This window comes from Frankia casuarinae (assembly GCF_000013345.1).
GTDB lineage: Bacteria > Actinomycetota > Actinomycetes > Frankiales > Frankiaceae > Frankia > Frankia casuarinae.
The window spans coordinates 1137992-1164675 of the sequence record NC_007777.1; the positions used below are offsets into that span (position 1 = coordinate 1137992).

Below are 26684 nucleotides of genomic sequence, written 5' to 3' on the forward strand. Positions count from 1 at the left end.
TCAGATCTCCACGGTGAAGACCGTCGCCGGCAGGCCGTCGCCGTCGTCGGTGACCGCGGCGGGGCCGGCCGGGTTGCCGGCCAGCTCTCCCCGGGGAACGGCGAGTACGACGACGGGATGGTGACGGGCGAGCTTCGCGATCAGTGGCCGGAGCCGGGCGACCTCCACCCGGGTATGGCCGACCTGCACGACTCCCGTCATCCCGCCATCGAGGCGGACGAATCCGTCGGGAACGTGCGACCCGGTGTGCAGGGCGGCCTCGTTTTCGTGCCGCCACTGTCGCTCGCTGATCCAGGCCAGCACCCGCGACCCGCCCACCCCGGCGTTCTCGATCCGCAGCCGGGCGCGGGCGACCATGGCGTGGCGCACGGCCCCCGCCGCGCTCGTCGCCGCCCCGTCGGATTCCAGCTCCATCGAACTGACCAGCCGGGTGCCCTCGGCGGTGAGCCGTACGAGCCGGCCCTGGCCGGCGAGTACGGGATCGGCGGAGGCGACTCCGGCGTTCTCCCAGCGCTTCACGACGGCGCGGGCCGCGTTCTTGGAGATCGGGTGTTCCGGGCCGAGAATCTCCGAGATGTCCGACTCGAAGGCGGCCCGCATATCGAAGATCCATTCGAGGGCGTGGAGATCCCGTTGGTTGAGGCGAACGTGCCCCCTGTCCGCTCTGCTCTTGCGAGGCTGGTCTGACACCGTGCTCCCTGGGGTTTATGGCTGGGAAGTCTATGGGCGCGGGGTTCTGCGGTCGTGACTGTCGTCAACCCGGCCGGGGTGGTTCCACGTGTTGTCGCGATGTACCGCTCCGTGGGGCCGGGACTTGTGGCCCTATGCGGGGATGTTGATCGGTGATTTCTGAATTATAGGGCCGGACGGTACCGGCCAACCGGGTTGCCCGGAAGTGTCGGAAAGCATGCCGGTGGAGTGCGGTGTGGCACGGCGCACCCGGCTTAGCGGGGAGGCCGTGTCTCGGAGTGTTCCTGGTGGTCACCCGCCCCCGCCGGCTGACGACCTGCGGTAATTTTTCGCCCGGCCTTATGACTGTAGGGCCCGGATCGGGCATGGGGTGCCGGTAGATGGCTCGATCCGAGGCTTCTCTTGTTCCGCTGCCTCTGGGGGAAATTCGTTATGATCACCACAGGAATGTGGCCGCGTGAATGTTGCGCTGTATTGTCCGGAATTCGACGGATCGGGATTATCTCGGCGTTGACTCGCGTTTCGCGGGTCTGTGGCCCCGGGGGGATCCGATGACCTCGACCGATCAGGGGGGCAGGACCGATCAAGCGAGTAGGACCGATCAAGCGAGTAGGACCGAGCAGGGGAGCCGGACCGGGCCGGCGGGCAGACCGGACGACCGCACGGGCCTGCTCCGTCTGCCCGTTCTGCCGCATCCCCGCCACCCGCTGGAGCGTCCCGAGCGGACGGGCGGTTCGGCCGCGGAACCGGTCGGTTCCCGGCTGGACGTCGGGCCACAGGTGTCGGTCGTGATACCCACCCGCAACGAGGCGCGCAACGTCGAACCGCTGCTGCGGCGCCTCGACGAGGCGCTGCACGGCCTGTCCGGAGAAGTAATCTTCGTTGACGACTCCGACGACGGAACGCCCGAGGTCATCGCGCGCGTCCGCCCCTCGGTGCGGTTACCGGTACGGGTGCACCACCGGACCCCGGCCCAGCGGGTCGGCGGGCTGGGGGGCGCGGTCAGCGAGGGCTTCGCGCTCTGTGCCGCGCCCTATGCGGTGATCATCGATGGGGACCTCCAGCATCCGCCGGAGACCATCCCGGCGCTGCTCGGCACCGCCGTGGAACATGCCGCCGATGTGGTGATCGGCAGCCGGTACGTGTCCGGCGGCAGCGCATCGGGGCTCGCTGGAAGCATGCGGCACCTGGTCTCGACGGGGTCGAACCGGTTGTGTCGGTGGGTCTTCCCCCGTCGGCTGCGCGGCGTCTCGGACGTGATGAGCGGCTTCTTCCTGGTACGGGTCGCCGTCGTGGACCGGGCCGGCCTGCGACCGGACGGCTACAAGATCCTGCTGGAGCTGCTCGTCGCGTCCGGACGGCTGCGCGTCCGCGAGATCGGGTACGCCTTCGCCGAGCGGCACGCCGGGACCTCCAACGCCTCGCTGACCGAAGGCGCCCGCTTCGCCCGGCGGCTGTTCGCGTTGCGGGTTCCGAAGCCCGCGCGGTTCGCCCTGGTCGGGGCGTCCGGGACGGTGCCGAACCTGCTTGGCACCGCCGTGCTTCACCACGTCGGCTTGCACTACCTGGTCGCGGCGATCGTCGCGACCCAGATCGCCGTCGGCTGGAACTTCCTCGGCTGCGAGCTCCTGGTCTGGGATCGGGAGACGGGTTCCCGGCTGCGTCGCTATCCGGCGTTCGCGCTCATCAACAATCTCGATCTGGTCATTCGGCTGCCACTGCTCGCGGTGCTGGTCGGGCGATGGCATCTCGGCGTCGGCATCTCGACCCTGATGTCCCTGGCCGCCGCGGTGATCGTCCGATACCTGGTGGTGGATCGGCTGGTGTACCGGCGACGGGCGGTGTCTGAGCGGGCGGTGTCTGAGCGGGCGGTGTCTGAGCGGGCGGTGTCTGAGCGGGCGGTGTCTGAGCGGGCGGTGTCTGAGCGGGCGGTGTCTGAGCGGGCGGTGTCTGAGCGGGCGGTGTCGCCGTCCCACGGAAGGCCGTCGGAGGACGGGGTGTCCGGTGCGGTTTCGTAGCCCACCCGCCGGTGACGGCGTACACCTCGGCGCCGGTGGGGTCCTCATCCGGCTGTTCTGTTCCGGGCATGCGCAGCTCCCCGACAGGCGGATCATGCTTGCCGGCGGCACCTTGGCGTATTCCACGCCGACGACGAACTACAAGGGAATGGCGAGGAGCTAATTCGCCGACACCACGGTCGCCGAGTACGTGGCCGACCTCCCGAAGCTCGTCGCGGCGAACTGACCTTCCATCCAGGCCGGGGACCGGACCCGCCGCGGTGTCGCCCGCCCGCGGTGCTCCGTGCCCACCCCTTTCAGGCAGGTACAGGTGACATCCGATTCTGATTCCGAAGTCCCGCGTGCGCGGGCGCTCCCCCGCGGCGCGCGTCGGCATGCCCATGCGCACCGAGATCCCCGCGTGCCCCGACGCTCACCTCGGCTGTGGATGGTAGCGGCCGCGGGGTGGTGGGCCGCGGGGTGGGGGGCCGCCCTGCACACCACGTCGGCCCTCGTGTTGTCCGCGTTGGTCGGTCTGGACGGGAGCATGTCTTACCTCTTGCCCGGCGCACTCGCGGTCGTCCTGCCTCGGATGTTCGGCCGGGGTGGCCGGGGCCGGCGGATCCCGTGGCTCGCCCGGCTCGCGTGCGAGTCGGGCGGCTGGTACGTCTACATGTTCGCCGGTTCGCCGGACATCAGGCTGGTCTCGTACGGCGGTCCGCGCCTGGGCCAGCCGTTCGCCGTGGTACTGGGCGCGGTGGCGGCGGTGACCGGCGGCCTGGTCCTGTCCGGTCGGCTCCGGGCGCGGACCCGCGGGTCGATCCCCGGCGCCAGCCGCCGGCGGCGCTGGGTGTGGGCGCTGGTCAGCGTGCCCCTCGCGGTGACGCTGGGGGTGCGTGCGGCCGAGCATCACCACGTCGTGCTACTCGCCGCATGGACGATCGTCTCGTTGCTGATGCTGCTGGTCGCCAGCCTGACCCTCGTGCGCGGCCAGTACAGCTGGCAGCGTCCCGAGCGGGTGCATCACGTGGACCTGACCGGCAACCTCGCGCCCCGCAACCGCTTCTCCCTCATCGTCCCCGCCCGCGACGAGCCGGTGCTCGGGCGGACCCTGACCCAGATCCTTGCCGGCGACTACCCCGGCGACCTGGTGGAACTGGTCGTGATGGTGTCGTATGACGAGGTCGACCAGGAGACCCGACGGGTCGCCGAGGAGATCGCCGGCCGGCATTCCAACGTGCGGGTCGTCGCGCCCGAAGGCAGCCGGCGTAGTAAACCCCTGTCCCTGGAGGACGCCCGCCGGCACTGCACCGGCGACCTGGTCGGCGTCGTCGACGCGGAGTCCCTGCTCGCCGGGGGACTCCTGCGTTACGTGAACACGCTGGCCCTGCGCCACGCCGACGTCGGCATCTTTCAGGGCGGCGTGCAGCTCATGAACGCGCGTGCCACGGCGTGGCGGCGCGCCGCGGACCACTCACCGATACGGGCGTTCCTCCACTGGTTGGACGCGGGCACCTCCTGGTGGCGGGCCCGCAACTGCCTCGAATACTACATCTGGTTCATGTCGCGGCTGCGTTTCCAGGCGCGCGCGCGTTTCATCCCACTCGGCGGCAACACGGTGTTCATTCGGCGAACGGTGCTGGAAAGGCTCGGTGGGTGGGACGTCTCCTGCCTCACCGAGGACTGTGACCTCGGGGTGCGGGCTTCGGCCGCCGGAATCCCGACCGCGGTCTTCTACCATCCGGATCTGACGACCCGGGAGGAGACCCCGGAAAGCCTCACGAAACTCATCATCCAGCGCACCCGCTGGATGATGGGGTTCATGCAGGTCCTCTTCAAGGGGGACTGGCGGGCGCTGCCGGGAGCACGTCAGCGCATCATGGCGGTGGAGATGCTCACGATGCCGTTCTTCCAGGCACTCGCCGGCGTCCTGCTGCCGGTGTCGCTGGTCCTCACGTTGTTTCTGGCGGCGCCGACCGGTCTGGTCATCGTCTTCTGGCTTCCGTTCGGTGCGACCGTCATGACGGTTTTCTCCGAGCAGGCGGCGTTCCGCGAGTTCGCCGAGGCGTACGGGCTCGATCTGCGTCGCTGGGACAGCGTGCGGCTCGTGCTCTGCGCCCCGCTGTACCAGCTCGCGCTCTCCGCCGCCGCGGTGCGCGCCACGGCCCGGTTGCTGCGTGGCCGGGTCGAGTGGGAGAAGACCTCCCACTCCGGGGCCCACCACAGCACCGGCTCCGGCCGCTTCGAGCTGGAGGCGGCGTCGTGACCGCACCCGACGCCGCGAACCCGTACCCCCGACCGCTCGGCCCGCAGACCGCCGTGACCTGGATCGCAGCCCGGGCCGGGGAGCTCACCGGCCGACTGGTCGGCTGGGTCGGCGTCCGCCGCCGCAGCCTGCTCCTGCTCGCCGTGCTCCTGACGGTGGTGGCGGTGCTGCACGGTTACAATTTCGACGGCTGGCCGGGCCGCGTCACCGACGACGAGGGCACGTATGCCGCCCAGGCTTATTCGATGCAGTACTGGAACCGGATCGCGCATTACACGTACTGGTATGACCATCCGTTCGGCGGATGGCTGTTGATTGCCATCTACACGAAGATCACTGATGGTTTCAACCGGGCGCCGACGGCGGTCACCGCGGCCCGCGAGCTCATGTTCGGCGTGCATCTGGTGAGCTGCGTGCTGCTGTACCGGTTCGGCCGGCTCCTCGGCCTACGACGGTTCTTCGCCGGCCTGGCCCTGCTCGTCTTCTCGCTTTCACCGCTCGCCCTGTGGTATCAGCGGATGGCGTTCCTCGACAACATCGCCGTGATGTGGCTGCTCGCCGCCCTGGTGTGCGCGGCGTCGCCGCGACGCAGTGTCGCGGCGGCGGCGTTCGCCGGGATCTTCATGGCCTTCGCGTTCTGGTCGAAGGAAACCGTCCTGCTCTTCCTCCCGGGGTTGTACGTACTGCTCCGGCAGAATCGTGATCCTCGTAACTGGCGATTCGTGCGGCGCAACTTCATGGGCTGCCTGATCGGCGTGTGCGGCATCTACATCCTGTATGCGGCCGCGAAGAACGAGCTGTTCGAGGGGCCCGGCCACGTCTCGCTGGAATGGGCGATCAGATGGCAGCTGTTCGACCGGGCCCCGAGCGGCAGCGTGCTCGACACCGGCAGTGACACCTACCATGTCGTGCGGTCCTGGCTCGATCTCGATCCCTACCTGGTCCTCGCCGGTATTGCGGCCGCGGTTCCCCTGCTCGCCCTGCGGCGGCTGCGGGTCGTCGCCGGACTACTGCTGCTGCAGTTTGCCTTCGTCTTCCGCAACGGCTACCTGCCCAACCCCTACGTCACCGCGATGCTCCCGTTCGCCGCGTTGTGCGTGGCAGGGTTGCTCGACGCCGTCCTGCCGAGTGGAGCACGGCCGCGACGCGGTCCGCCGCATCATGCCGGGCCGGGGTCGGGGCCCGGGGCGGGGGTGGGGGCGACCGCGGCCATGATCGTCAATGGCCTGCGCTGCCTCGTGGTCCTGGTGGCCCTGTCCGTGGCCGCCGCGACGGTGATCCCGGACTGGACACCGAAAATTCGCACCGCGCTCACCCAGGACGCGAGTGCCCCGAGCCGGGAGGCGACCCGATGGTTCCTCGCGAACGTTCCCCCGGAGGGCATCGTTATCACCGACGACATCGCCTGGACCGACCTCACGATCGCCGGGCGCCGGCCGCTGCCGGTGTGGTTCTACAAGCTGGACCTCGACCCTCAGGTGCGCGGCCGGTTCCCCCACGGCTGGCGTGATGTCGACTACCTGATGATGGGCAAGCCCCCCGACTCGGTGCTCGCTGAGGTCCCGCTCGTCGCCGAGGCGCTCCGGCACTCGGTGGTCCTCAAGTCGTTCGGCGATGGAGAGATCGAGATTCGCCGGGTCATCGTCCCGGACTGCCGCGGCCGGCCTGACCGGTGCTGAACCCGTGACATCTTCCCCTCCAGCTGACCGGCCGTGGACTGACGACGCGTCCGATGGGCCAGGTCGACGGAAACCCGATCTTCACCATCGACTTCGACTTCGTCGGTCATGAGCTGGTCGTCCAGCGCCTGGACGGCGAGAGGATCTCATTTCCCCTGGTCGCGCAGTCGGTAGCGTCGTTCTACCGCCGCACCTTCGACGCGCTGGCGGCGCTCGGCATCAAGATCCGCCTTGACCATCCGCATCCGTGCCGTCCTCCCGCTCGCGGCCCTCGAGCGCGGCCCGGACCGGCGGGCCGGCGTTCTCGACTTCGACGACAGCGCCTACCGGGCCGGGGCCTACCGGGCCGGGGCCTACCGGGCCGGGGCCTACCGGGCCGGGGCCTACCGGGCGGGTAGGGACATCGAGCGGTTCGCCTGCCCCCACGGCGTCACCGACCCTGTCCTCGCCTCCGGGCACTGACATCGACGGGCCACCCGGCAAGATCGGGGGGTGACCAGGTCCACGTCGGACGGGCGGCGAGGCATCTCATAGGTTCGCCGTATGCACAGCCTCACCCGGGACGAAGCCCTCGCCCGCGCCGGCCTGGTCCGCGTCGATGGCTACGAGATCGAGCTCGACCTGACCGCGGCTCGCACGTCGACGGAGTTCGGCTCGACGACCAGGGTGCGCTTCAGCCTCCGTCCCCCCACGGACGGCTCCCTCGCCACGGACGGCTCGTCGGCGGACGGCGAACCGGCACCGGCGACGTTCGTCGAGCTCAAACCGGTATCCATCCAGCAACTGTGGCTCAACGGCCAGCCGCTGGACCCCTCCGCCGTCGACGGCAACCGGCTCCCCCTCGCGACGCTGCACGCGACGAACGAGCTCGTGGTGACGGCCACGATGAGGTACTCGAACACCGGCGAGGGGCTGCACCGGTTCACCGACCCGGAGGACGGCGAGGTCTACCTGTATGCGCAGACCTTCCTCGACGACGCCCAGCGGATGTTCGCCTGCTTCGACCAGCCCGATCTCAAGGCGCCGGTGCGCCTGAGCGTGGCCGCACCCCCCGACTGGACGGTGCGGGCGAACGGTGCCGGGAAGCAGGCCTCGCCGGGGCGGTGGGAGTTCACCGAGACGGCACCCCTGGCGACCTACTTCGTGACGGTGGTCGCGGGGCCGTACCACCTCGTCGAGGACTTCCACGACGGCATCCCGCTCGGGCTGCTCTGCCGCCGCTCACTCGCGCCGTACCTCGACGCCGACGCGGCGGAGATCTTCGGCGTCACCCGGGCCTGCCTGGACCGCTACCACGAGCTGTTCGCGAGCCGGTACCCGTTCGGGACCTACGATCAGGCGTTCGTGCCCGAGTTCAATGCCGGCGCGATGGAAAACCCGGGGTGCGTGACCTTCCGGGACGAGTTCGTGTTCCGCTCGGCGGTGACCGAGGCCGAACGGGAGCTGCGTGCCGTCGTCATCGCCCACGAGATGGCCCACATGTGGTTCGGTGATCTGGTCACCATGCGCTGGTGGGACGACCTGTGGCTGAACGAGTCGTTCGCCGAGTACATGGGCTATCGGGTGACCGCCGAGGCGACGCGGTTCACCGGGGCGTGGACCAGCTTCGCCGTCGGTCGCAAGAGCTGGGGCTACGCCGCCGACCAGCGGCCGTCGACGCACCCGGTGGCCCCGGCCGACGTCCCCGACACCGCACTCGCCCTGCTGAACTTTGACGGCATCTCCTACGCCAAGGGAGCGTCGGCCCTGCGGCAGCTGGTCGCCTGGGTGGGCGACGGCGCCTTCCTGACCGGGCTGCGGACGTACTTCGCCCAGCACGCCTTCGCCAACGCGTCCCTGGCCGACCTGCTCGCCGCGCTGACCACGGCGAGCGGCCGGGACCTCGCCGGCTGGGCCGAGGTGTGGCTGCGCCACGCACAGGTCAACACGCTGCGCCCCGAGATCACGATCGGCTCCGACGGCCGCCTCGCCCAGGTCGCAGTGGTCCAGACGGCACCGCCGACGCACCCGACGCTGCGTCCGCACCGCATCGGCATCGGCGTCTACGGCCCGGCGGAGCAGACCGAGCCGATGGAGCCGACCAATCCGACGGAGCCGACCAATCCGACGGAGCCGACCGGGCCGATCGTGCTGCTCCGCCGGGTGGAGGTGGACATCGATCCGGCGGCGCCGGGCGGGCGCACCGGGATCGCGTCACTGGTCGGGAGCGAGGCGGGACGCCTGCTGCTGGTCAACGACGGCGACCTGACCTACGCCAAGATCCGTTTCGTCCCGGCCGATCTCGCCGCTTTGCCCACTGTCCTGCCGCGGACGGCCGATCCGCTTGCCAGGGCGATCATCTGGGCGGCCGCGGCCGACGCGACCCGGGACGCCGAATGGCCCGCCGCCGACTATCTGACGCTCGCCGCGGGTGCGCTGCCCCGGGAGACCGAGATCGCCGTCTTCGAGGACGCCCTGCGTTTCGCCCGGGCCACCGTGCTGAACCGCTATCTCGCGCCGTCGGCGCGACCGGCGGCGGCGCAGGCGCTCCACGCCGCCTGCGCGCGGGCCTTCGCGGCCGCAGCACCGGGAGGCGGTCATCAGCTCTCCGCCGCCCGCGGGGTCATCGGGTGTAGCGGACCGGCGCAGGCGGGAACGCTGGCGGCGTGGCTCGCCGGGACGGACGTGCCGGCCGGACTGGTCATCGACCCGGAACTACGCTGGACTCTGCTGCACCGGCTGGTCGTACTCGGGCGGGCCGGGGAGGGGGAGATCGCGGCCGAGAGCCGGCGTGATCGCAGCGCCCGGGCCGCCGAGCATGCGGCGCGGGCCCGCGCCGCCGTTGCCGATCCCGAGGCGAAAGCCCGGGCCTGGCGGATGATCGTGGACGACGACACGATGTCCGCCCGGCTGGTCGCCGCGACGGCCGAGGGTTTCTGGCAGCCCGAGCAGGCGGATCTCACCGACGGGTACGTCTCCCGCTACTTCGAGCAGATGCCGGCGATGGCGGCCCGGCGATCCCCGCACGCCGCCCGGCAGATCGCCACCCACGCCTATCCGCAGTTCGCCGTGTCCGTGGGGACGGTGCGGGAGGCGGACGCCCTGCTGGCCCGCGACCGTCTCGACCCGCTCCTGCGCCGCGTCGTCGTCGACGCGACCGACGAACTCCGCCGAGCGGTGCGGGCCCGTCTCCGCCCCTGACGCCGGGCCCGTCTCCGGCCCTGACGCCGGCCCTGCTCCAACCCACCCGTTATCCGGCCGGCGGCATCGTCATTCCACTGACGATGTCATCTCGCCGACGGCTCTGGACGCGCCCGCGCTCTTTCCGGCATAGTTCGCGCAGCAAGGGTGTCTCAGGGGACGGGGGGCGGTATGGCAGCCGGCACGGACCGGGCCGAACGGCAGACGAGTGCGGGTGCGGCATTAGGCGTTACTTTGTTGGTCGGTGCCGCCGTCGCGGTGTCGACCGGTGTGTACGCGAGGGTTCACGAACCGGCCGGGCGGCCGCTGTTCACCCTCGGTTTCTCTGGCATGCTGCCGATGAAGGCGTGGCTGACGACGGCCGCCGCCGTTCTGCTATTCGTTCAGCTGGCCACGGCACTGTGGATGTGGGGACGGCTGCCCGGCGCGGGCCCGGCGCCGAGCTGGGCCGGTCCGCTGCACCGATGGAGCGGGACGACCGCGTTCGTCCTCACCCTGCCGGTGGCCTTCCACTGCATCTGGGCGCTGGGCTTTGCCAGCGATGGTACCCGGGTGCTTCTCCACAGCCTCCTGGGTTGCGCCTTTTACGGGGCCTACGCGGCAAAGATGATCAGCCTACGGACTAGCGGGTTACCGGGGTGGGTACTGCCCGTCCTCGGCTCGACGGTTCTCGTTTCCCTGGTCGCAATCTGGTTGACGGCTTCACTGTGGTTTTTCACCCGGTCCGGTATTCCGCACGTCTGAACAGGATCCCGAGGAAAAAGTCATGACGCAGGAAGCACCGACGCGGCGCCTCGTGGTCCCCGGCATCGCGGTCACCGTCGCCGCGGGTGCCGTCGGGTATGTCGTCGCCAGCAGCAGCGACGCGGCCGATCCGAAACCACGGCAGGCAACCGCGGGCGGGACCCGCGCGGGTGGCGACGGTTCGGGCGCGGGTAACGGCGGTGGCCAGGCCGGCGGCGCGGCGCCCCTCGCCCGGGTCGACGAGGTGCCTGCCGACGGCGGTCTCATCCTCGGCGACGCCGGCCTGGTGCTCACGAGGAATGCCGCCGGCACGATCCAGGGTTTCTCCACCGTCTGCACCCATCAGGGCTGCTCGGTGAACGCGATCGCGAAGGGCCGCATCCTCTGCCCGTGCCACGGCAGCGCCTTCGACACCCGTACCGGGGAACCCGTCGCGGGGCCGGCGAAACAGCCGCTGCCGCCGGTCGCCGTCACCGTCCGCGACAACGCGATCTTCCCCGCCTGACCCCCGCGCCCCGATCGCCCGGATCTCGGCAGGAGCCGGATCCTCCCAGGAGGAGAAACAGTGGACCCGACAGGGCTGCGGATCACCGTCCCGTCCGGCCAGAGCGTGCTGTCCGCCGACCGCAGTCACGTCGTCGGCCGGGGCCGTGACTGCGATGTCGTCATCGCGGACGGCCGGGTGTCTCGGCGTCACGTCCTGCTGGAGCCCCGCGGCGATGCCGGGTGGCTCGCCCGGGACGTCAGTTCCAACGGCATCTGGGTGGACGGCGCCCGGACCGGCAGCATCGCCCTGAACGACGGCGAGGTGCAGGTGCACCTCGGCGCGGCGAACGGGCCGACGGTCGTCCTGGCCCCGGTCAGTCCCACGCCGCGGCGCCCGCCCGCCGCGCCCGACGACCCGGACGTCGGGAATCTGGCGACCATGCTGGCCGGCCAGGGCGGCCAGGGCCGCATCGATCCCAGCCCCGTCCCGGCGGGGGCGGACTCCGCCCAGGTTCCGGCCCAGCGTCACGCCGGCCACTCGCCCGTGGCGAGCTGGCTGCGCGCTCTGCCCACCCTCGTGTGGCTCGCCGCGGTCGGCTTCACCCTCGGCGCGTTGCTCGCGCTGTCCTGAGCTCCGGCCGGCCCTCCGGCCGGCCAGGCACTCACCCATCGCGGCCAGGCACTCACCCATCGGTCGTGGACCCGGACGGCAAGCCCGTCCAGACCGGTAGGGGTGGCGTGGGGTAGCGGGGACGGCTGGGGTAGCGGGGACGGCTGGGGTAGCGGGGACGGCTGGGGTAGCGGGGACGGCTGGGGTAGCGGGGACGGCAGCGGGGACAGCAGGATGTGGCCACGAGCCGGAGCCGGGCCGCGGGCGGCTGTGGGCCGGATCCGGGCGGGTGGGCCTTGAGCACGACGTCACCGTGGCGCACGATCAGCCGTTCACCGTGGTGCGACAGCACGACGGAAGTCTCCCGGCCGCCCGGTCGGAGCCGGCGGGCGAGATCCGCCATGCCCGTCAGCAGAGCGGCGTGCGGGGCGGCGTCGCCAGTCAGCGTGGTCGTCACGAGGCCGATGCCTTCACCGCGTCGGCTTGCGTAGCCGCCAGATGCATTCGGAGGGCCAGCGGCGCGCCCATGCCTTGTCGCCGCGTTCGGGCTGGGCGGGTGCCGGTTCCTCGCTGTGACTGTCGGATGCCGGCGGTGCCGGGCGGGGTTCCAGAAGATCTTCGATGACGAGGTCGTTGTCCCGGAAGAGCCTGATCCAGGTGCCGTAGGGAAGGTTGGCGCTGACCAGGCCGTCGGCCTCGGCCAGCAAACGCAGCCCGAAGTAGTCGCGGGTCAGGCGACTGCCAGGGGCGTCCCGGCCCGGCGCCACGGTGATCTCGTAGATCGGGCTGACGTGGCTGAAGGCGAGCAGGCCGCCGGGGCGCAGCACGCGTGCGGCTTCCGGCACGGCCCGGAAGGGGTCCGCGAAGGAGAAGGCGCCGTGGTCGGCGAAGACGATGTCGAACGAGTCGTCGGCGAAGGGCACCGCCTCAGCACTCGCCTGGATCAGGGGGAAGGACAGCCCGGTCTCCGCGGCGAGCTGTCTGCTGTGGTGCAGCTGCCGTTCGGAGAGGTCCAAGCCGATCGGTCGGCCCCCCCGCCGGACCAGCGCGCTCGACCACTGGCCGCCCCCGCAGCCCATCTCCAGGATGTCCCGTCCGGTGACCTCACCGAGCACGCCGAGCCGTGATTCCGGAACGGCCCATAGCCCCCAGGAGATGTCGCCGGTGAACACCTGCCGGCGGATCTGCGGGGCGTTCAGTCGCTGGTAGTCGTCAGAGATCTCGTTCCAGCGGGCACGGTTGGTCCGTACGTGGGCAGCATTATTGATCATCCATCCCTCGTCCTTCTCCGGGTGGCCACGGACTGCGCGCCGATCGCGGTGCCGGGACAGGCCACCGCGGCACGACGGCCTGCCTGCCTCGACGAATCAGTCGGTCATCGTATGAGACCAGCAGGAGCACTCCTGCGCTCGCCGTTGGCGAGGCACACGGCCGCTTCGACGAGGTCGCGGTCGTCCAGTCGCTCCCGCCGCTCACCATGGCGCCGGCCCGGGGGTCAAAATGTAGGCAAAGTAGCCGGACGAGTGATGGATGGGATGAGTACGGTGCGCCTGTCTCCCGGATGACGCCCTGGTGGTGGATGCGTCTGGACAGGCTGTGATGGAGCGTGCACCCTTGATCGCGTGGCGAGACAACGAAAAAGATCCAGTCGGTATTTTCGGCCGCCCGACGAGCGGCTCAGCCTAGGCCTGATGACCTGCTCGTCCTGCAACGGCACGCAGTATCAGACGCGCCCGCAGGCGGAATCGGACGAGGACGGTCTTTTCGACGGTGACGCCAACATCAAGTGTCGGGAATGCGGTGGAACCGGAAAGGTTCCCCTGCCATGAAGAAATCGATGCCCGTTCAGGCCGACTTCTTGTACCTGCGGTGTCCGGAACATCGGGGACGGCGTCCCCGCCAGGGGCTGAAGACGATGGCGCGGCCGGGGACACCGTGCCCGCGGTGTCGCATGGTCCGCGCCGCGGACCTCGAACGCGAGGGCTGTCCGGAGCTTCCTGCGGACGAGCCGGATGGCGGAGGGGGGACGCCGCCGTCACGCTGACAGGCGTCCCCCAGGTGATCTTCGATGCCGGGATAGGCCCTCGGCGGTAGGTCAGTCCTGGGGCTGGGCGACGACCACCGCCGTGCGGGTGCCGTCCTTGACCGTCGCGCCCACCCGGACCGTCGCCCCCGGGTGGAGGTCGGAGACCTTCGCGGCGTCCCCGTCGATCCGCAACCGGGTATCGGCGTTGATCACATAGGTGCCGACGTAGCCGTCCTCACTGGTGACCGTCAGGGAGGTGGGGCTCACCGCGGTCACCTTCCCGCGTTGCCCCGCCACTACCTGGAAGCCCTTGCCGGTTTTGACCGTTGCCTCACCGTGTACGCCGCCGCCGGCCCAGATGCCGCCATGGGGACGCAGCCCGTCGTGGGAACGCAGCCGGGCCTCGGCGAGTCGCGGATGGTCGCCCAGGAACGTGTGGTCGGCTGGGGTGGCTGCTGCGCTGGCAGTCCGGTCCGAGGCAGCGGATGCGGCTGTCCCGCCGAACCCGAGCCCGACCCCCAACCCGAGCCCAAGCAGACCCGCTGCGGCGACCCCAGCACCCCATCGTCCGGTCAGGAAGCTGCGCATCTGTGTCGTCCTTCCGCGTCGCGTCACTACGCCGCGAACCGGTCGTCGGCCCTGAGCGGCGGCGATCGGCCGGGCGCCGCGCGCCACGGCGGCACGCGGTCGGAGCCCACGATGCGACAGCGAGATGTGAGCAACATGCGAGCGTGGTGCGAACCACGTGGAAGGCCGGATCCGCGCTACGCGCTAGACCCGGGACGGTTGCCGGCTGTCCTCGCCCTTGCCCTCGCCCTTGGCCTGCGGCTGCATCGGCACGATCGTCCGGGCCCCCGTCCAGGACGGCGCCTCCTGACTCGCGTGCGGGGGCAGGGAGGGCGCGAAGTCCGTTCCGAGGCGTTGGACCGCGACCCGGGCGAAGATCTGCTGCTCGGTGACGGTACGTTCCGACCGGCCCCGGCCGATGAAGCTCACCGTCCAGTGAAGCAGGGTGGTCAGCCGGTGCTTGAACCCGATGATGTAGACGAGGTGCACGGCCAGCCAGACGAGCCAGGCGAAGAAGCCGCTGAACTGCACCTTGCCAATGCTCGCCACCGCGCTGAACCGCGAGATGGTGGCCATGCTGCCCTTGTCATGGTATTCGAACGGCCGGCCCGTCTGCTTGCCGGCGACCCAGGCCTGGATCTCCTTGGCGGCGTGCCGGCCGCCCTGGATCGCGACCTGCGCCACGCCGGGCAGCCGGTTGAGGCTCGCCATGTCCCCGATGACGAACACCTCCGGATGACCCGGCAGGGTCAGGTCGGGCAGCACCTCGATGCGGCCGGCGCGGTCGAGCCCCGCACCGGTCTGCTCGGCGAGCTGTCGGCCCAGCGGGCTCGCGGCAACGCCGGCGGCCCAGACCTTGCAGACCGAGTCGATGCGCCGGCGGGTGCCGTCGCTGTCCTCGACGTCGATGCCGGTCGCGTCGACATTGACGACCTTGGCGCCCAGCTGCACATCGACGCCGATCTTGGTCAGCTTGTCGGCCGCCTTCGCGCCGAGCCGCTCGCCGAACGGCGGCAGGACGGCGGGTGCGGCGTCCAGCAGGATGACTCGGGCCTTGGCGGGGTCGATGCTGCGGAAGTCCCGCCGCAGGGTCCGGCGCGAGAGTTCCGCGATCTGCCCGGCCATCTCCACGCCGGTGGGGCCCGCCCCGACGACGACAAAGGTCAGCAACCGCTCCACGTCCGCGGGATCGGTGGACGCCTCGGCGAGCTCGAACATCCCGAAGATCCGGCCGCGCAGCTCGAGCGCGTCGTCGATGCTCTTCATGCCCGGGGCGTGCGTGGCGAAATGGTCGTTGCCAAAGTACGACTGGCCCGCGCCCGCGGCGACGACGAGGCTGTCGTAGTGGTGCACGGTCGTGCGACCCAGCAACTGGGACGTGACCGTTCTTGCGTTCACGTCGATGGTGGTCACCTCGCCGAGGACGACCTGCGCGTTGTCCTGCCGGCTCAGTACCTCACGGGTGGTCGGGGCGATCTCGCCCTCGGACAGGATACCCGTCGCCACCTGGTAGAGCAGCGGCTGGAACAGATGGTGCGTCGTCTTCGCGACGAGAGTGACCTCGACCGGTGCTTTGCGGAGGGCCTGCGCGGTGAACAGACCTCCGAAGCCAGACCCGATGATCACTACTCGGTGCGGGGAGGTGCTTCGCTCCTCGAGCCGTTCCGGTTCGCCGGCCTGCCCTGTCTGGGCGCTGTCCGTGGTCACGATCCTTCTCCGCTCAGCCTCTTGACTCCGGCGGTGCCCCTTGGCGCCGCGAAGACCATATACCTGATGGTGCCGGCCCCCGGCTACTATTTTCCGCCGTATATCCGAGATGGGATCGTGTTTATCGTCACCTCCTGTCGCCGGATAGCATCGACGGGACATGTGGCATGCAACACAATTCGTGGGCGATTGATGCCTCGTCGAGTGATACGCCCAGTTCGGAGTGCGACCATGGGTGGGCACTGAAGATCGTGTCTGACCGGAAGGCGGCGGCGCAGGGCCGAACGGAAATACGGCGAACCGGCCCCGCGGACGCGGACGACCACCCGGTCCCTGGGCCCCGACGGCGGGGATCGGTCTGGCCAGAGCTATGATCATGTTTTCTTCGTGCGGTGGATTTGACCGAGTGCACTTTCCGGGGGTCCGGTTTAGCGCATCAGTCTATTCGGACACTGCTTTCACCACCTGCACCTTCATTCGGTGCTCGTTCTTTGACGTGACGTTCGCGTCCTGCACGTTCACGGGCAGCGTTCACGGGCAGCGTGTTCGGCGGATGCATCTTCGATCTCATGAAGATGGTCGGCGGGGATTAGTCCTTCGTGGGTCTGCCCCGAGCGGGCCCGGGGAGGATTGCGGACCCGGGGAGAATCTCAGTCCCGCAGCGGATCATGGGCAAAGGCCCGCATCCCCTCGGCGAAGTCGACCCGCGGCCGGTAGCCGAGAAGATCGCCTGCTCGGGCCGAGGAGGCTGCGATATGGCGGACGTCGCCGACCCGGGAGGTGCCGGTCACGACGGGCCTCGGACCGCCGAAGGCACGAGCCAGCGCGTCCGCCATGTCCCCGACGGTGTGGGGATCACCGGAGCCGATGTTGAGGGGAACCAGCCGGCCAGGTGCCTGCGGCTGGCCGGACGCCAGCAGGTTAGCCCGCGCGACGTCGTGGACGTGCACGAAATCCCTCAGCTGCCGGCCGTCCTCGAAGACCCGCGGGGCCCGCCCGTGTTCCAGCGCACTGCGGAAGATCGACGCGACGCCGGCGTAGGGGGTGTCCCGGGGCATCCGCGGACCGTAGACGTTGTGGTAGCGCAGTGCCACGGCGGTTCCGCCGGTTTCCGCCGCCCACGCCGCCGCGAGATGCTCCTGGGCGACCTTGGTCGCCGCGTACGCGTTGCGGGGATCCAGGGGGGCGTCCTCGTGGACCACGATGGGCGCGAGCGGCCGGTGGCACCGTGGGCACGGCGGCTCGAAACGGCCCGCGTCCAGCTCGGCGGCCTGCCGTGGTCCGGGGCGCACTGGTCCGTCCGTCGGGCAGCGGTAACCACCCTCGCCGTAGACCACCATGGAGCTCGCCAGGACCAGTCGCCCCACCCCGGCGCGGGCCATCGCCGCGAGCAGGACCGCGGTGCCGAGATCGTTGTTCGTGGCATACGCCGGAAGGTCGTCCAGATCAACCCCCAGACCCACCATGGCGGCCTGGTGGCATACGACATCGATCCCGCTCAGTGCCTCGGCGACCTGGTCCCGATCGGTCACGTCCCCAACGATCATCTCGGCGGCGTTGTTGACCTGGGGCTTCGTCCGGTGCACCGCCGGAAGCAGGGCGTCGAGGATCCTGACCTCGTCGCCCGCCGCGACCAGCGCGTCAACAACGTGAGAACCGATGAAGCCGGCGCCACCGGTGACGAGAACCCGCATGACGCTGACGCTAACGGTGCCGGGACGCGCCGGATCTTACGAACCACGGAACGTCTCCAGCCCGGCCCGGCCCGTGCCGTCGCAACCCCGGGCGGCGTCCGGACGTCAGGACGTGGGAAGCGCGACGACGAAGCGGCAGCCCTCCCGATGGTTGTGCACGGTGACGTCGCCCCCGTGCGCCTCGACGATGCCACGGACGATCGCGAGGCCGATCCCCGACCGCATCCGTGGCTGGTGCGGATGGTCGTCACCACCGGGGGTCCGGGCCGACTCGCCCCGGAATCCGAGGTCGAACACGCGGGGCAGCTCCTCCTGCGGGATGCCGCCGCACCGGTCCGCCACGGCGAAGACCGCCCGGTCGGCGTCCGCGGTAGCGGTGATCTCCACCGTTCCGTCGTCGGGGGTGTGCCTGATGGCGTTGACGAGGAGATTGGTCAGCACGCGCCCCACCTCGGCCGCGTCGGCGTCAACGTACCCGGCGTGGTCGGCCCGCCCGTTGACGACGACTCCCTTGGCCCGCGCGATCGGGTCCACCGCGGCGATCGCGTCCGAGACGACGTCGGCGACGCGCACCTTCTCCAGACTCAGCCGCAGCGCACCGGCCTGCAGCCGGGCCAGTTCGAACAGGTCGTCGACCATGCCGGTCAGCCGCTCGGCGTCGGCGAGCATCAGCCGGTGGTAGCGGGCCGTCGTCTCGGCGTCCGTGACCAGGCCGTCCTGCAGGGCCTCGGCCGTCGCCCGGATTCCCGCGAGCGGGGTTCTCAGGTCATGACTGATCCAGGCCACCAGCTCGCGGCGACTTGCCTCCAGTGCCCGTTCCCGTTCCCGCGCCTCGACGAGGCGGACATGGGTCGCGTCCAGGGTCGTCGCCAGCGCGCCGAGCTCGGCGGTCGGAACACGGTCGGCGCCGTGATAGCCCGGCTCGCCCAGGGCCGCCGTCGCCCGGGTCAGCGTCCCGATCGCCGCCACGACCGGGCCACCCAGGCGCACCGCGGATGCCGACGCCACCACCGCCGACACGACCACCACGATGAGCACGACCCGCAAGTCATGATCGGAGAGGAACATTGCCTGTGCCGTGCCGGCGACCCCCACCGTCACCGCGACGACCGGTATCACGCTCAATGACGCTGCTGTCGCCCACAATGGCCGCCTCCGGAGCGCCCGCAGCAACGGCAGGCCGGTGAGCGCGGCCGCCGTCGAACAGCCGAGCGCGATCCCCATGACCTCCAGGTCGGCGTTCATCGGGGCCTCGCTCTCGCTCGCAGCCCGCCCGTGGGGTCGTCGTCCCGCCGCACCGCCTCGGGTCTCATCCTCGGTGTCGTCCCTCGTCCGGTGCCGCCACCTGTCCGGTGGGGGTGCTGTCGGGGCGCGGGGTGCTGTCGGGGCGCGGGGTGCTGTCGGGGCGCGGGGTGCTGTCGGGGCGCGGGGTGCCGGGATCGTAGCGGTACCCGACCCCCCACACCGTGACAAGCATCCGGGGCGCGGTCGGATCATCCTCGATCTTCTCCCGCAGTCGACGGATGTGCACGGTGACCGTCGAGGGGTCGCCATAGCTCCATCCCCACACGTGTTCGAGCAGCTCGCCCCGGGTGAAGGCCCGGCCGGGCCGGCGCAGCAGGAAGGCCAGCAGATCGAACTCGCGCACCGTCAGCCCGAGCGGAACCCCGTGCCGGGTGGCGGTCCGCGCGGCCGCGTCGACGACGAGGGTGCCGGCCCGCAGGACGCCGGCTTCCGCGCCCGGCACCGTCTCGTTCGCCCGCCGCAGCACCGACTGCACGCGCAGGGTCAGCTCCCGCGGCGAGAACGGCTTGGTCACGTAGTCGTCGGCGCCGATCTCCAGACCGGTGATGCGATCCGACTCGTCGGCACGTGCGGTCAGCATGATCACTGGTACCGGTCGGTGCGCCCGGAGCCGGCGGAACACCTCGATGCCATCGAGACCGGGCAGCATCAGGTCGAGGACGACGAGGTCCGGTGGGGTTGTCTCGGCCACCCGCAGGGCCGTGGGTCCGTCCGCGGCGCGGTCGACGTCGAAGCCGGCGTTGCGCAGGTAGCGGTCAACCACCTCGGAGACGAGGGCGTCGTCGTCAACGACGAGCACACGGGCCACCCAGCCACGATAGGTAAGGCGACGGCCGTCCCGGCCATGATCGGTTCGGATGTCTCCGCTTCGTAATGCTCCGCTTCGTCGTGCTCGTCGTGCTCGTCGTCGTGTCCGTGCCGAGCCGCCGGACGGGACCCGGGCATTCCTTGTTTCGTAAGGGTTGATCACGCGCGGACGGCACTACAGTCCCGATCATGTTCACGCAACGTAGTGGGATCGGGGCCTCCGTCGACGTCGTCCTGCCCTGCCTGGACGAGGCCGGGGCGTTACCTTGGGTGTTGGACCGGATGCCCGTCGACTATCGGCCGATCGTCGCGGACAACGGATCGCGCGACGGCTCCCGCCAGGTGGCGCTGGAACGCGGGGCGGTCGTCGTTGACGTGCCCGAGCGCGGCTACGGCGCCGCCGTGCACGCCGGGCTGCTCGCTGCGGACGCCGACGTGGTCGGCGTGTGCGACGCGGACGCATCCCTCGACCCCGCCGAGCTTCCCGGTCTCGTCACGCAGTTGCTGGCCGGCCGGGCCGATCTGGTTCTCGGTCGCCGTCGCCCGACCTCGATGCGGGCCTGGCCGCCGCACGCCCGACTCGGGAACGCGGTGGTCGCCGGGCGGCTGCGCCGGCACGGCGTTCCCGTCCATGATCTGGGCCCGATGCGGGTGGCCCGCCGGGAGGACCTGCTCCGACTGCCCGTCGCCGACCGCCGGTTCGGCTATCCGCTGGAACTGCTGCTGCGGGCGGCCCAGGCCGGTTGGCGGATAGTCGAGACCGACGTGGCCTACACCCCTCGGGTCGGGCGCTCCAAGGTGACCGGGACACCGCTCGGCGCCGCCCGGACGGCCCGGGACATGTCCGCCCTGTTGGCGAGCCTCCGGTGAGGCTGCTCGTGATGGCGAAGGAGCCGGTACCTGGGCGGGTCAAGACCCGCCTCACGCCGCCCCTGCGCCCGGACCAGGCGGCGGCCGTCGCGGCGGCCGCGCTCGCGGACACGCTGGCCGCGGTTGAGGAGCTGACTCGCCTGCCCGGGTTCGACGCACTGCGCCCGGTCCTCGTCCTCGACGGCGCGGTCGGCCCATGGCTGGAGACCTCGTTCGCACGAATCCCGGCCGGACGAATCCCGGCCGGACGAACCCCGGGCGGACGAACCCCGGGCGGACGAATCGCGATCGAAGTGATGCCGCAGGTGTCGGGGCCGTTCGACGTCCGGCTCGCCGCCGCCTTCGACGCCGGCACCGAGCCGACCCTGCTCATCGGGATGGACACTCCCCAGGTGACCGCAGCCCTGCTCGCCTCCGCCTGCCACGCGCTGCACGCGACCGACGCGGTGTTCGGTCCCGCCGCGGACGGGGGATGGTGGGCACTCGGCCTGACCACCCCCGACGGCGATCTTCTCCGTGGCGTGCCGACCTCGCGCCCGGACACCGGCGCACGGCAGCGGGCCCGCCTGTCCGAAGCCGGCCTGACGGTCACAACCCTGCCGACGGTGCGTGACGTCGACACCATGGCCGACGCCGACGCGGTCGCCCGGCTCGTGCCCGGTGGACGCTTCGCCGCGGCGCTGCGCGCCACGCACGGGGATCGCATCGCCGCCGGCCGGGCCACCGCGTGTTGACCGGCGTCCCCGACGGCCGGTGGGGACCGACGACCGTCTACGAGGCGGGACTGCGCTCCGCCGGTGGACAGCTGTGGATGCGCCGTCCCGACGGGCGACGCGACCCGCTGCCGGTGAACCGCTGGCGTGGCACCCTGTCCCCGGCGGCGTCGACCCCGCCCACCTGGTCCACCTGGTCCACCGGGGCGCTGTCCCCCGGGGATCTGTCGTTGTTGCGTCACTGCGGCGGCCCGACCCTCGACGTCGGCTGCGGGCCCGGCCGGCTCGCGGCCGCGCTCGCGGCCCGCGGGGTGCCGGCCCTCGGCATCGACGTCGCGCCGTTCGCGGTGCACCTTACCCGGCGGGCCGGTGTGCCGGCACTACGGCGGGACGTGTTCGGCCGGGTGCCTGCCGAGGGACGATGGGTCGCGCTGCTGCTTGCCGACGGAAACATCGGCATCGGCGGCGACCCGACCCGGTTGTTGCGCCGGGCCGGGGAACTCCTCGCCCCCTCCGGCCGGGTGCTCGTCGAACTCGAACCGCCGGGCACCCAGACCGGTCCGATGCGGGTCCGGCTGGAGGACGCGACCGGCCGGGTGTCGCGGCCCTTCTCCTGGTGCCTGGTGGACGGGGACGATCTGACCGGCATCGCGCCGGACGCCGGACTGCTGATCACCCGGACCTGGTGCGACGCCGGTCGGCACTTCGCCGCGCTGCGCCGGCGTCTCCCGACTGGATGATTCCCCGCCGGGCGCGGACCGCCCGACTCACCATGAGGGCCGCCGCGCCGGCCCAGACCACTGCGAGAACGAGCGCGAGGTTGCGTCCGTACGGCAGCGGGTTCACCGTCGGGTTCCCAGGGTCCCCGCCGTAGCCACGCCACAGCGGTAGCGACGACAGGGCGACCGCCGCACTCACCAGCAGTGCGCCCTGTGCGACGGACCGGTAGGGCGGTGGGACCAACCGGGTGAGCAGGAAGCCGACGAGCATCGTCGCGGGCACGAGCAACGCGTCATGGACCAGGACCCCGCCGATCAGCCAGACCACGGTGTTCGGCGGCCGGGTGGCCTGCTGGTGGGTGAGCACGCCGTCGACCCCGTAACCAATCGCGGCCAGCCCGGCCGCCACCGCGACACCGCGCAGCACGACGGCGTTCATACCATCACCACCCGATGTACCCATTTCGTCTGGAGGACCCCGGGCCGGTTCGGCGCGATGAGCCGGGCCGGATAACCGTGATCGAGGTCGAGGTCGGCGCCGTTCACTCCGGTCGCGAGCAGGGTCAACGAGTCCCGGGCGTGCGAGGGGTTGACGTCGCTTGCCCGGTAGCCCCCGCGGGCCTCGAGGGACTCGACCCGGACCGTCGCGTCGGCGGGGATCATGGCGGCGTCCAGTAGATTCCGCAGCCGCGGCCCGTGCCAGGTGGCGTCCGCGGCCCATCCCTCGACGCAGGTGATCGGCAGCTTCGAGCTGTACCGACGCAGCGCGTGCAGCTCCTCGATGGTGTACACCACCCGGCGCGGACCGACCACCTCCAGCCGGTACCCGGGGTCACGGGCGAGGGAGGTGACCCGCGCGGCTCGCGCCGTGCGGTTCACCGGGAGCCCCTGCGGGCCGATGTCGGGCCGCCGCGGCGCGAGCAGGTCCAGCCGGGCCAGGCCCGGAACCGACTGACCGGCGGTCGTCGCCACGATCACCCCGGCGGCGGTCCCCGTCGCGAGGCCGAGGCCGCGCCGCGTCAGACCGCCCGTCCCCGGGGCGGCGCCGGCCATGGTGGTGGTGGCCATGGTGGCGGCGGCCAGGTGCGCGCGCTCATGGCGGCGACGGCCCACATTCGCCCGGATGACGGTGAGCTTCGCGACGATGTGGAGGACCAGCGCGCCGATCGTGATCCAGGCGACCCAGTAATGGGTCACGGTGAAGAAGAAGTGGAACCGGTACCACTGCGCGATGTTCGCGATGCCCGTGCTGAGCTGGAAGATCGCCCCTGCGATCAACGGCACGATCGTCATCCGCTCCACCGCATGGGCGACGGAACGGATCGGGGGCCATTCCCACAACAGCGGATACACCGTCCACAGCTTCGCCAGCAGCAGTGGGACGCTCGCGAGTCCGGTGGTCACGTGCAGGCCCTGGGTCACCCGGTACAGCCAGGCGGGTCGGGAAGGCCATTCCAGCCAGGACGGCGGATGCTGCATGAAATGCGATACCAGCCCGGTCAGAAAGCATGTTCCGAAGGCGATCCCGAGCCAGACTCCGAGGAGAGCCGCCATCCGTGGATCGTGCAGCCGACTGGGGAATGCGTTTTCGCGCAGGGGGCCGCGCCGCAGGACCGGGGGTGGTTCCGGCAGCTTTTCGGTCAGCAGACGAGGTAACCGGCGGGGCAACCAGCGGGGCAACTGTCGCACGAATGCACGGTAGGTCGCCGGGACCACTCGCGACCGAGGACCGGCATTACGGAACGAGGAAGGCCCGGCGCGGTGTTCCCGCGCCGGCGCTGCGCCTGCCAGTCTCGGGACCATGCCCAGAACCCGCGCCGCGCCACGCCTCAGGCCCGCCCTGGCCCTGGTCGGGGCGGGTGTCGGGCTCGCGGGTCTGCTCGCGACGCAGTGCGCCGTCCTTGCGGCGCCGGGATACCTGCCTGGCCGGGCAGGGGTGCTCTACCCCGTCATGCTCTGGTGGGCGCTCGGTGTCGCCACGGCCGCGCTGCTGGTACACGCGGCCCCGCGCCGGTTGGCCGTCGCCATGCTGCTCGGCGGAATCGTCGCCATCCACGCCGTAGCGGCCACCACCGGCCCGCAGCTCTCCGACGACCTGTACCGCTACGCCTGGGACGGTCGGGTCCAGGCCGCCGGGATCGACCCCTACCGGTACGGCCCGCTCGCTCCGGAACTGGCCCGGCTGCGCGATCGCTGGCTGTTCCCGGATCCGGCCGGATGCGCGGCGATCGGGCGCGGCCCGCACTGCATCCGGCTGAACTACCCGCGCGCCCACACCATCTACCCGCCGGTGGCGCAGGCGTACTTCACCGCCGTTCATGTCCTGCCGGGGCCGCCACGCGAACACAAACTCCAGCTCTACGCCTCGCTGATGTCCCTGGCGCTGGTCGGGCTGATGATGCGGATGCTGGTGGCGCGAGGCCGCGATCCGCGCCACGCGGCCTTCTATGCGTTCTCGCCGCTCGCCGGCCTGGAGATCGGTTCCGATGCGCACGTCGACGTCCTCGGGGCCGTGCTGGCGCTCAGCGCTCTGGCGGTCCTCACCGCCCGGTCCCGCCCGCTGCGGACGGGGGTCGCCGGGGCGCTGCTCGGCGGCGCGGTAGCGGTGAAGCTGTACCCGGCGTTGCTGCTGCCCGCGGCGGCCCGGCGCCGGCCCGTCACGCTCGTCGGAGCCGCCGCCGGGGTGGTCGTGCTGTCCTACCTGCCGCACATCCTCGCCGTCGGCACACAGGCGCTGGGCTTCCTCCCGCAGTACCTCGACGTCGAGGGCTACGGGGAGGGCAGCCGCTTTCTCCTGCTCGCCGGGCTGCTGCACCTGGACGGATCCGCAGCGAAGGCGGCAGCGGCCACCCTGCTGGCGGCGGTCACGGTCGCCGTGCTGCGGACCGATCCACAGCGGGTTCCCGTCGAACGGGCCGCGCTGTGGCTGGTCGGTGCCGCGTTCCTTGTCGCGACCCCGGTCCAGCCCTGGTACGGGGTGCTGCTGGCGGCGCTCGCCGTCATCGCCGGGCGGCTGGAATGGCTCGCCGTCGCCGCGGCCGCGCACCCCGTCTACGTCTCGCTGTTCACGGATCTGCCCGGTGACGCGTGGACTTTGCGGGTGTATTCCTACGCCGTCGGTGGTGGCGTCGTGCTCGCCGCGACCGGTCTGCGCCGGTGGACCGGCCGACGGCTGGCGGTCGACGAGCGCGCTGCCGCACCCGCGGCCCGATCCGTCGTCGAACCCCGGCCCGAGTCGTCACCGGGCGCAGGGACTGAAGGGCAGGTGAGGGTGTAATGGCGGGCTCGTTGACGAGGCCGGCGAGTACGAGGCCCTGCTCAGAGCTTGGTCGGCGCGGGTGTGGGACGCTTGGGTTCCCGCCACGCCACGATCAGGGACTGGATTGAGAAGGCCCTTCCCTGAAGACGACGAGCCCTCGGCCCCCGCGCCGTTTACTCTTGGAGTTCGGCGGCTCTGCGCAGGAGTTGCTGGGCGACGTCCCGATGCTCCGCGCCACTGTCCTCGGCGATGACCGCGACCGCCAAGGCCGCGAAGCGCAGCATGCCGACCCGGGGTCCGGGCGGATCCGGTATCTGTCGGACACACACCGCTGATCAACTTACGCTGCATCGCTTTCGGGCAGGCTTGCAGCTCTGCCGAAGGCTTCCTTGATCTCGGCCTCCACCTCCCCGTGGATATCGGAAGCGTTGGTTTCGGTCTCGGGGTAGCAGCGGCGTCTGAAGTCCGCCCAGACCTCGAGATTGTCGGTCGTCACTTTGAAGGACATCCTGCTTTCGTCGCCGCCGACATCCTTGGCCCGCTGGCTCGAGATTGCGAGATTGTCGGTTTTATTGCCAATTGTAAACATTTGCACGATCCAGCCAGGGTCGTACTCGTGGAAGGTGCCGTAGATATCGACCTTCGAGTCCCCGATGAAACGGAGGCGCCAACGTCCACCAGGTCTGGGGTCCCAGAACATGATCCTGACCTGCGTCTCAGGCGGCGAAATCCATTGCACGTACAGCTCAGGATCCGTTCGGATACGGTGCAGCTGCCTTAGGGGGAACGGGAATTCTCGGACAACTACGAATTCTCCCGGGGCCGGGTTAGCTGTCCTTATGATCTCTCCGGTGATATCGTTGTTCTTGGATCTGAGGCGAGAGTTGTAAAATTCCTCGATCCACTGGGCCGCTGGGCCGAGCGCATCCTCTTCGAGACGTACCGGGCTGCGGTGGCCACCTCCAGGGCGGCGGATCAAGCCGGCTTCCTGAAGCACCTTGAGGTGCCTGGAGACCGCCTGGAGGCTTATCCCATACGGCTTGGCGAGCTCACCGACTGTGGCGTCATTTTCGACAAGTCGCTCGACCATGTTACGACGGGTCGCGTCTGCAAGAGCCGCGAAAATTTTGGAATATTCAGTCATAATCGTACCCAATCAACAACATTATCAAAATTTCTCAATCAAGATCAATCGGGCGTCTCGGCCTGCGAATAATACATATTCAGATGTAACTGGCCAGAGGTGCCGCTTGATTGACAGTGACGGATGGTTGCGCGGCGGCGGTGAGGGCTGGGCTGTTTTCGGGCAGCGACGGGCGGCCCGTGGTGAGACGAGCGAGGGCGTCGAGCGCGCCGAGGCCGTTC

The 26684-nt window shown here is 70.6% G+C and carries 25 protein-coding genes and 1 pseudogene; 14 read left to right on the forward strand and 12 right to left on the reverse strand.

Features of this window, described 5'->3' with window-relative positions; all coding sequences use genetic code 11:
• Entirely contained in the window at nucleotides 1-690 is a 690-nt protein-coding gene (locus FRANCCI3_RS04820; protein WP_011435415.1) for a hypothetical protein, read from the reverse strand.
• Nucleotides 691-1469: 779 nt separating this feature from the next.
• Here FRANCCI3_RS04820 and FRANCCI3_RS04825 point away from each other — a divergent pair.
• The 10 genes and pseudogenes from FRANCCI3_RS04825 to FRANCCI3_RS04860 all read left to right on the forward strand — a co-directional run bounded on the left by FRANCCI3_RS04825 (nucleotide 1470) and on the right by FRANCCI3_RS04860 (nucleotide 11673).
• Complete coding sequence (locus FRANCCI3_RS04825) at nucleotides 1470-2708, forward strand: glycosyltransferase (protein WP_237704563.1); 1239 nt, start codon at nucleotides 1470-1472, stop codon at nucleotides 2706-2708.
• On the forward strand, nucleotides 2695-2871 hold the full coding sequence (locus FRANCCI3_RS26695; protein WP_023841309.1) for a hypothetical protein: 177 nt from the start codon (nucleotides 2695-2697) through the stop codon (nucleotides 2869-2871). Before FRANCCI3_RS04825 ends, FRANCCI3_RS26695 begins: the two co-directional genes overlap by 14 nt.
• Nucleotides 2872-3234: 363 nt before the next feature.
• Nucleotides 3235-4953, forward strand: a complete 1719-nt coding sequence (locus tag FRANCCI3_RS04830; RefSeq protein WP_235463166.1) for a glycosyltransferase family 2 protein — start codon at nucleotides 3235-3237, stop codon at nucleotides 4951-4953.
• The gene (locus FRANCCI3_RS27260) at nucleotides 4950-6632 is read left to right on the forward strand and encodes a 4-amino-4-deoxy-L-arabinose transferase (protein WP_011435418.1); all 1683 of its coding nucleotides are present in this window, start codon (nucleotides 4950-4952) and stop codon (nucleotides 6630-6632) included. Before FRANCCI3_RS04830 ends, FRANCCI3_RS27260 begins: the two co-directional genes overlap by 4 nt.
• A gap of 53 nt (nucleotides 6633-6685) precedes the next feature.
• Nucleotides 6686-6823, forward strand: a pseudogene (locus tag FRANCCI3_RS27790) (DUF5996 family protein); the annotation flags it as partial.
• 40 nt (nucleotides 6824-6863) lie between these two features.
• Nucleotides 6864-7094: a hypothetical protein gene (locus tag FRANCCI3_RS25965; RefSeq protein ID WP_041257794.1), complete on the forward strand. Its 231-nt coding sequence runs from the start codon at nucleotides 6864-6866 to the stop codon at nucleotides 7092-7094.
• Between the two features lie 81 nt (nucleotides 7095-7175).
• On the forward strand, nucleotides 7176-9812 hold the full coding sequence (pepN, locus tag FRANCCI3_RS04845) for an aminopeptidase N (RefSeq protein WP_011435420.1): 2637 nt from the start codon (nucleotides 7176-7178) through the stop codon (nucleotides 9810-9812).
• Between the two features lie 171 nt (nucleotides 9813-9983).
• Complete coding sequence (locus FRANCCI3_RS04850) at nucleotides 9984-10556, forward strand: DUF6529 family protein (RefSeq protein WP_011435421.1); 573 nt, start codon at nucleotides 9984-9986, stop codon at nucleotides 10554-10556.
• A 22-nt stretch (nucleotides 10557-10578) separates the two neighbouring features.
• Nucleotides 10579-11061 carry a Rieske (2Fe-2S) protein gene (locus FRANCCI3_RS04855; RefSeq protein ID WP_011435422.1) on the forward strand — a complete coding sequence of 161 codons (483 nt, stop codon included), beginning with the start codon at nucleotides 10579-10581 and terminating at the stop codon, nucleotides 11059-11061.
• Nucleotides 11062-11121: 60 nt separating this feature from the next.
• Nucleotides 11122-11673 carry an FHA domain-containing protein gene (locus FRANCCI3_RS04860; protein WP_011435423.1) on the forward strand — a complete coding sequence of 184 codons (552 nt, stop codon included), beginning with the start codon at nucleotides 11122-11124 and terminating at the stop codon, nucleotides 11671-11673.
• Between the two features lie 52 nt (nucleotides 11674-11725).
• Here FRANCCI3_RS04860 and FRANCCI3_RS25970 read toward each other — a convergent pair whose 3' ends face one another.
• The 7 genes from FRANCCI3_RS25970 to FRANCCI3_RS04895 form a co-directional block, all read right to left on the reverse strand.
• A complete protein-coding gene (locus FRANCCI3_RS25970) occupies nucleotides 11726-12109 on the reverse strand; it encodes a hypothetical protein (RefSeq protein ID WP_011435424.1) in 384 nt (127 codons plus the stop codon).
• A 13-nt stretch (nucleotides 12110-12122) separates the two neighbouring features.
• The gene (locus FRANCCI3_RS04870) at nucleotides 12123-12923 is read right to left on the reverse strand and encodes a class I SAM-dependent methyltransferase (protein WP_011435425.1); all 801 of its coding nucleotides are present in this window, start codon (nucleotides 12921-12923) and stop codon (nucleotides 12123-12125) included.
• Between the two features lie 824 nt (nucleotides 12924-13747).
• On the reverse strand, nucleotides 13748-14266 hold the full coding sequence (locus FRANCCI3_RS04875) for a DUF5666 domain-containing protein (protein ID WP_011435426.1): 519 nt from the start codon (nucleotides 14264-14266) through the stop codon (nucleotides 13748-13750).
• A 183-nt stretch (nucleotides 14267-14449) separates the two neighbouring features.
• A complete protein-coding gene (locus FRANCCI3_RS04880) occupies nucleotides 14450-15952 on the reverse strand; it encodes an NAD(P)/FAD-dependent oxidoreductase (protein ID WP_011435427.1) in 1503 nt (500 codons plus the stop codon).
• Between the two features lie 650 nt (nucleotides 15953-16602).
• On the reverse strand, nucleotides 16603-17646 hold the full coding sequence (locus tag FRANCCI3_RS04885) for an SDR family NAD(P)-dependent oxidoreductase (protein ID WP_011435428.1): 1044 nt from the start codon (nucleotides 17644-17646) through the stop codon (nucleotides 16603-16605).
• A 105-nt stretch (nucleotides 17647-17751) separates the two neighbouring features.
• Nucleotides 17752-18891 carry a sensor histidine kinase gene (locus FRANCCI3_RS04890; protein WP_011435429.1) on the reverse strand — a complete coding sequence of 380 codons (1140 nt, stop codon included), beginning with the start codon at nucleotides 18889-18891 and terminating at the stop codon, nucleotides 17752-17754.
• Nucleotides 18892-18955: 64 nt separating this feature from the next.
• Nucleotides 18956-19759: a response regulator transcription factor gene (locus FRANCCI3_RS04895; RefSeq protein WP_148214905.1), complete on the reverse strand. Its 804-nt coding sequence runs from the start codon at nucleotides 19757-19759 to the stop codon at nucleotides 18956-18958.
• A gap of 188 nt (nucleotides 19760-19947) precedes the next feature.
• Here FRANCCI3_RS04895 and FRANCCI3_RS04900 point away from each other — a divergent pair, with 188 nt between their 5' ends.
• From FRANCCI3_RS04900 to FRANCCI3_RS04910, 3 genes are read left to right on the forward strand one after another with little or no spacing between them, the layout of a single operon-like run.
• Nucleotides 19948-20628: a glycosyltransferase family 2 protein gene (locus FRANCCI3_RS04900; RefSeq protein ID WP_011435431.1), complete on the forward strand. Its 681-nt coding sequence runs from the start codon at nucleotides 19948-19950 to the stop codon at nucleotides 20626-20628.
• Nucleotides 20629-20639: 11 nt separating this feature from the next.
• Entirely contained in the window at nucleotides 20640-21362 is a 723-nt protein-coding gene (locus FRANCCI3_RS04905) for a TIGR04282 family arsenosugar biosynthesis glycosyltransferase (protein WP_011435432.1), read from the forward strand.
• Nucleotides 21356-22081 carry a methyltransferase domain-containing protein gene (locus FRANCCI3_RS04910; protein ID WP_011435433.1) on the forward strand — a complete coding sequence of 242 codons (726 nt, stop codon included), beginning with the start codon at nucleotides 21356-21358 and terminating at the stop codon, nucleotides 22079-22081. The genes FRANCCI3_RS04905 and FRANCCI3_RS04910 overlap by 7 nt, the downstream gene beginning before the upstream one ends.
• Here the strand turns inward: FRANCCI3_RS04910 and FRANCCI3_RS04915 are convergent.
• Together FRANCCI3_RS04915 and FRANCCI3_RS04920 are read right to left on the reverse strand one after the other, a co-directional pair.
• On the reverse strand, nucleotides 22014-22499 hold the full coding sequence (locus tag FRANCCI3_RS04915) for a hypothetical protein (protein ID WP_023841302.1): 486 nt from the start codon (nucleotides 22497-22499) through the stop codon (nucleotides 22014-22016). The genes FRANCCI3_RS04910 and FRANCCI3_RS04915 overlap by 68 nt on opposite strands.
• Nucleotides 22496-23614, reverse strand: coding sequence for a molybdopterin-dependent oxidoreductase (locus FRANCCI3_RS04920; RefSeq protein WP_108913784.1), 1119 nt, complete (start codon nucleotides 23612-23614; stop codon nucleotides 22496-22498). The genes FRANCCI3_RS04915 and FRANCCI3_RS04920 overlap by 4 nt, the downstream gene beginning before the upstream one ends.
• Nucleotides 23615-23861: 247 nt before the next feature.
• Between FRANCCI3_RS04920 and FRANCCI3_RS04925 the strand changes: the two genes are divergently transcribed.
• Nucleotides 23862-25337 carry a glycosyltransferase 87 family protein gene (locus FRANCCI3_RS04925; protein ID WP_011435436.1) on the forward strand — a complete coding sequence of 492 codons (1476 nt, stop codon included), beginning with the start codon at nucleotides 23862-23864 and terminating at the stop codon, nucleotides 25335-25337.
• Nucleotides 25338-25492: 155 nt separating this feature from the next.
• On the opposite strand, the gene FRANCCI3_RS27795 is transcribed toward FRANCCI3_RS04925, so the two are convergent.
• Both FRANCCI3_RS27795 and FRANCCI3_RS24125 read right to left on the reverse strand, forming a co-directional pair.
• Nucleotides 25493-25648, reverse strand: coding sequence for a hypothetical protein (locus tag FRANCCI3_RS27795; RefSeq protein WP_160323931.1), 156 nt, complete (start codon nucleotides 25646-25648; stop codon nucleotides 25493-25495).
• Between the two features lie 11 nt (nucleotides 25649-25659).
• A complete protein-coding gene (locus FRANCCI3_RS24125) occupies nucleotides 25660-26463 on the reverse strand; it encodes an ArsR/SmtB family transcription factor (RefSeq protein WP_011435437.1) in 804 nt (267 codons plus the stop codon).
• Nucleotides 26464-26684 lie beyond the last annotated feature (221 nt).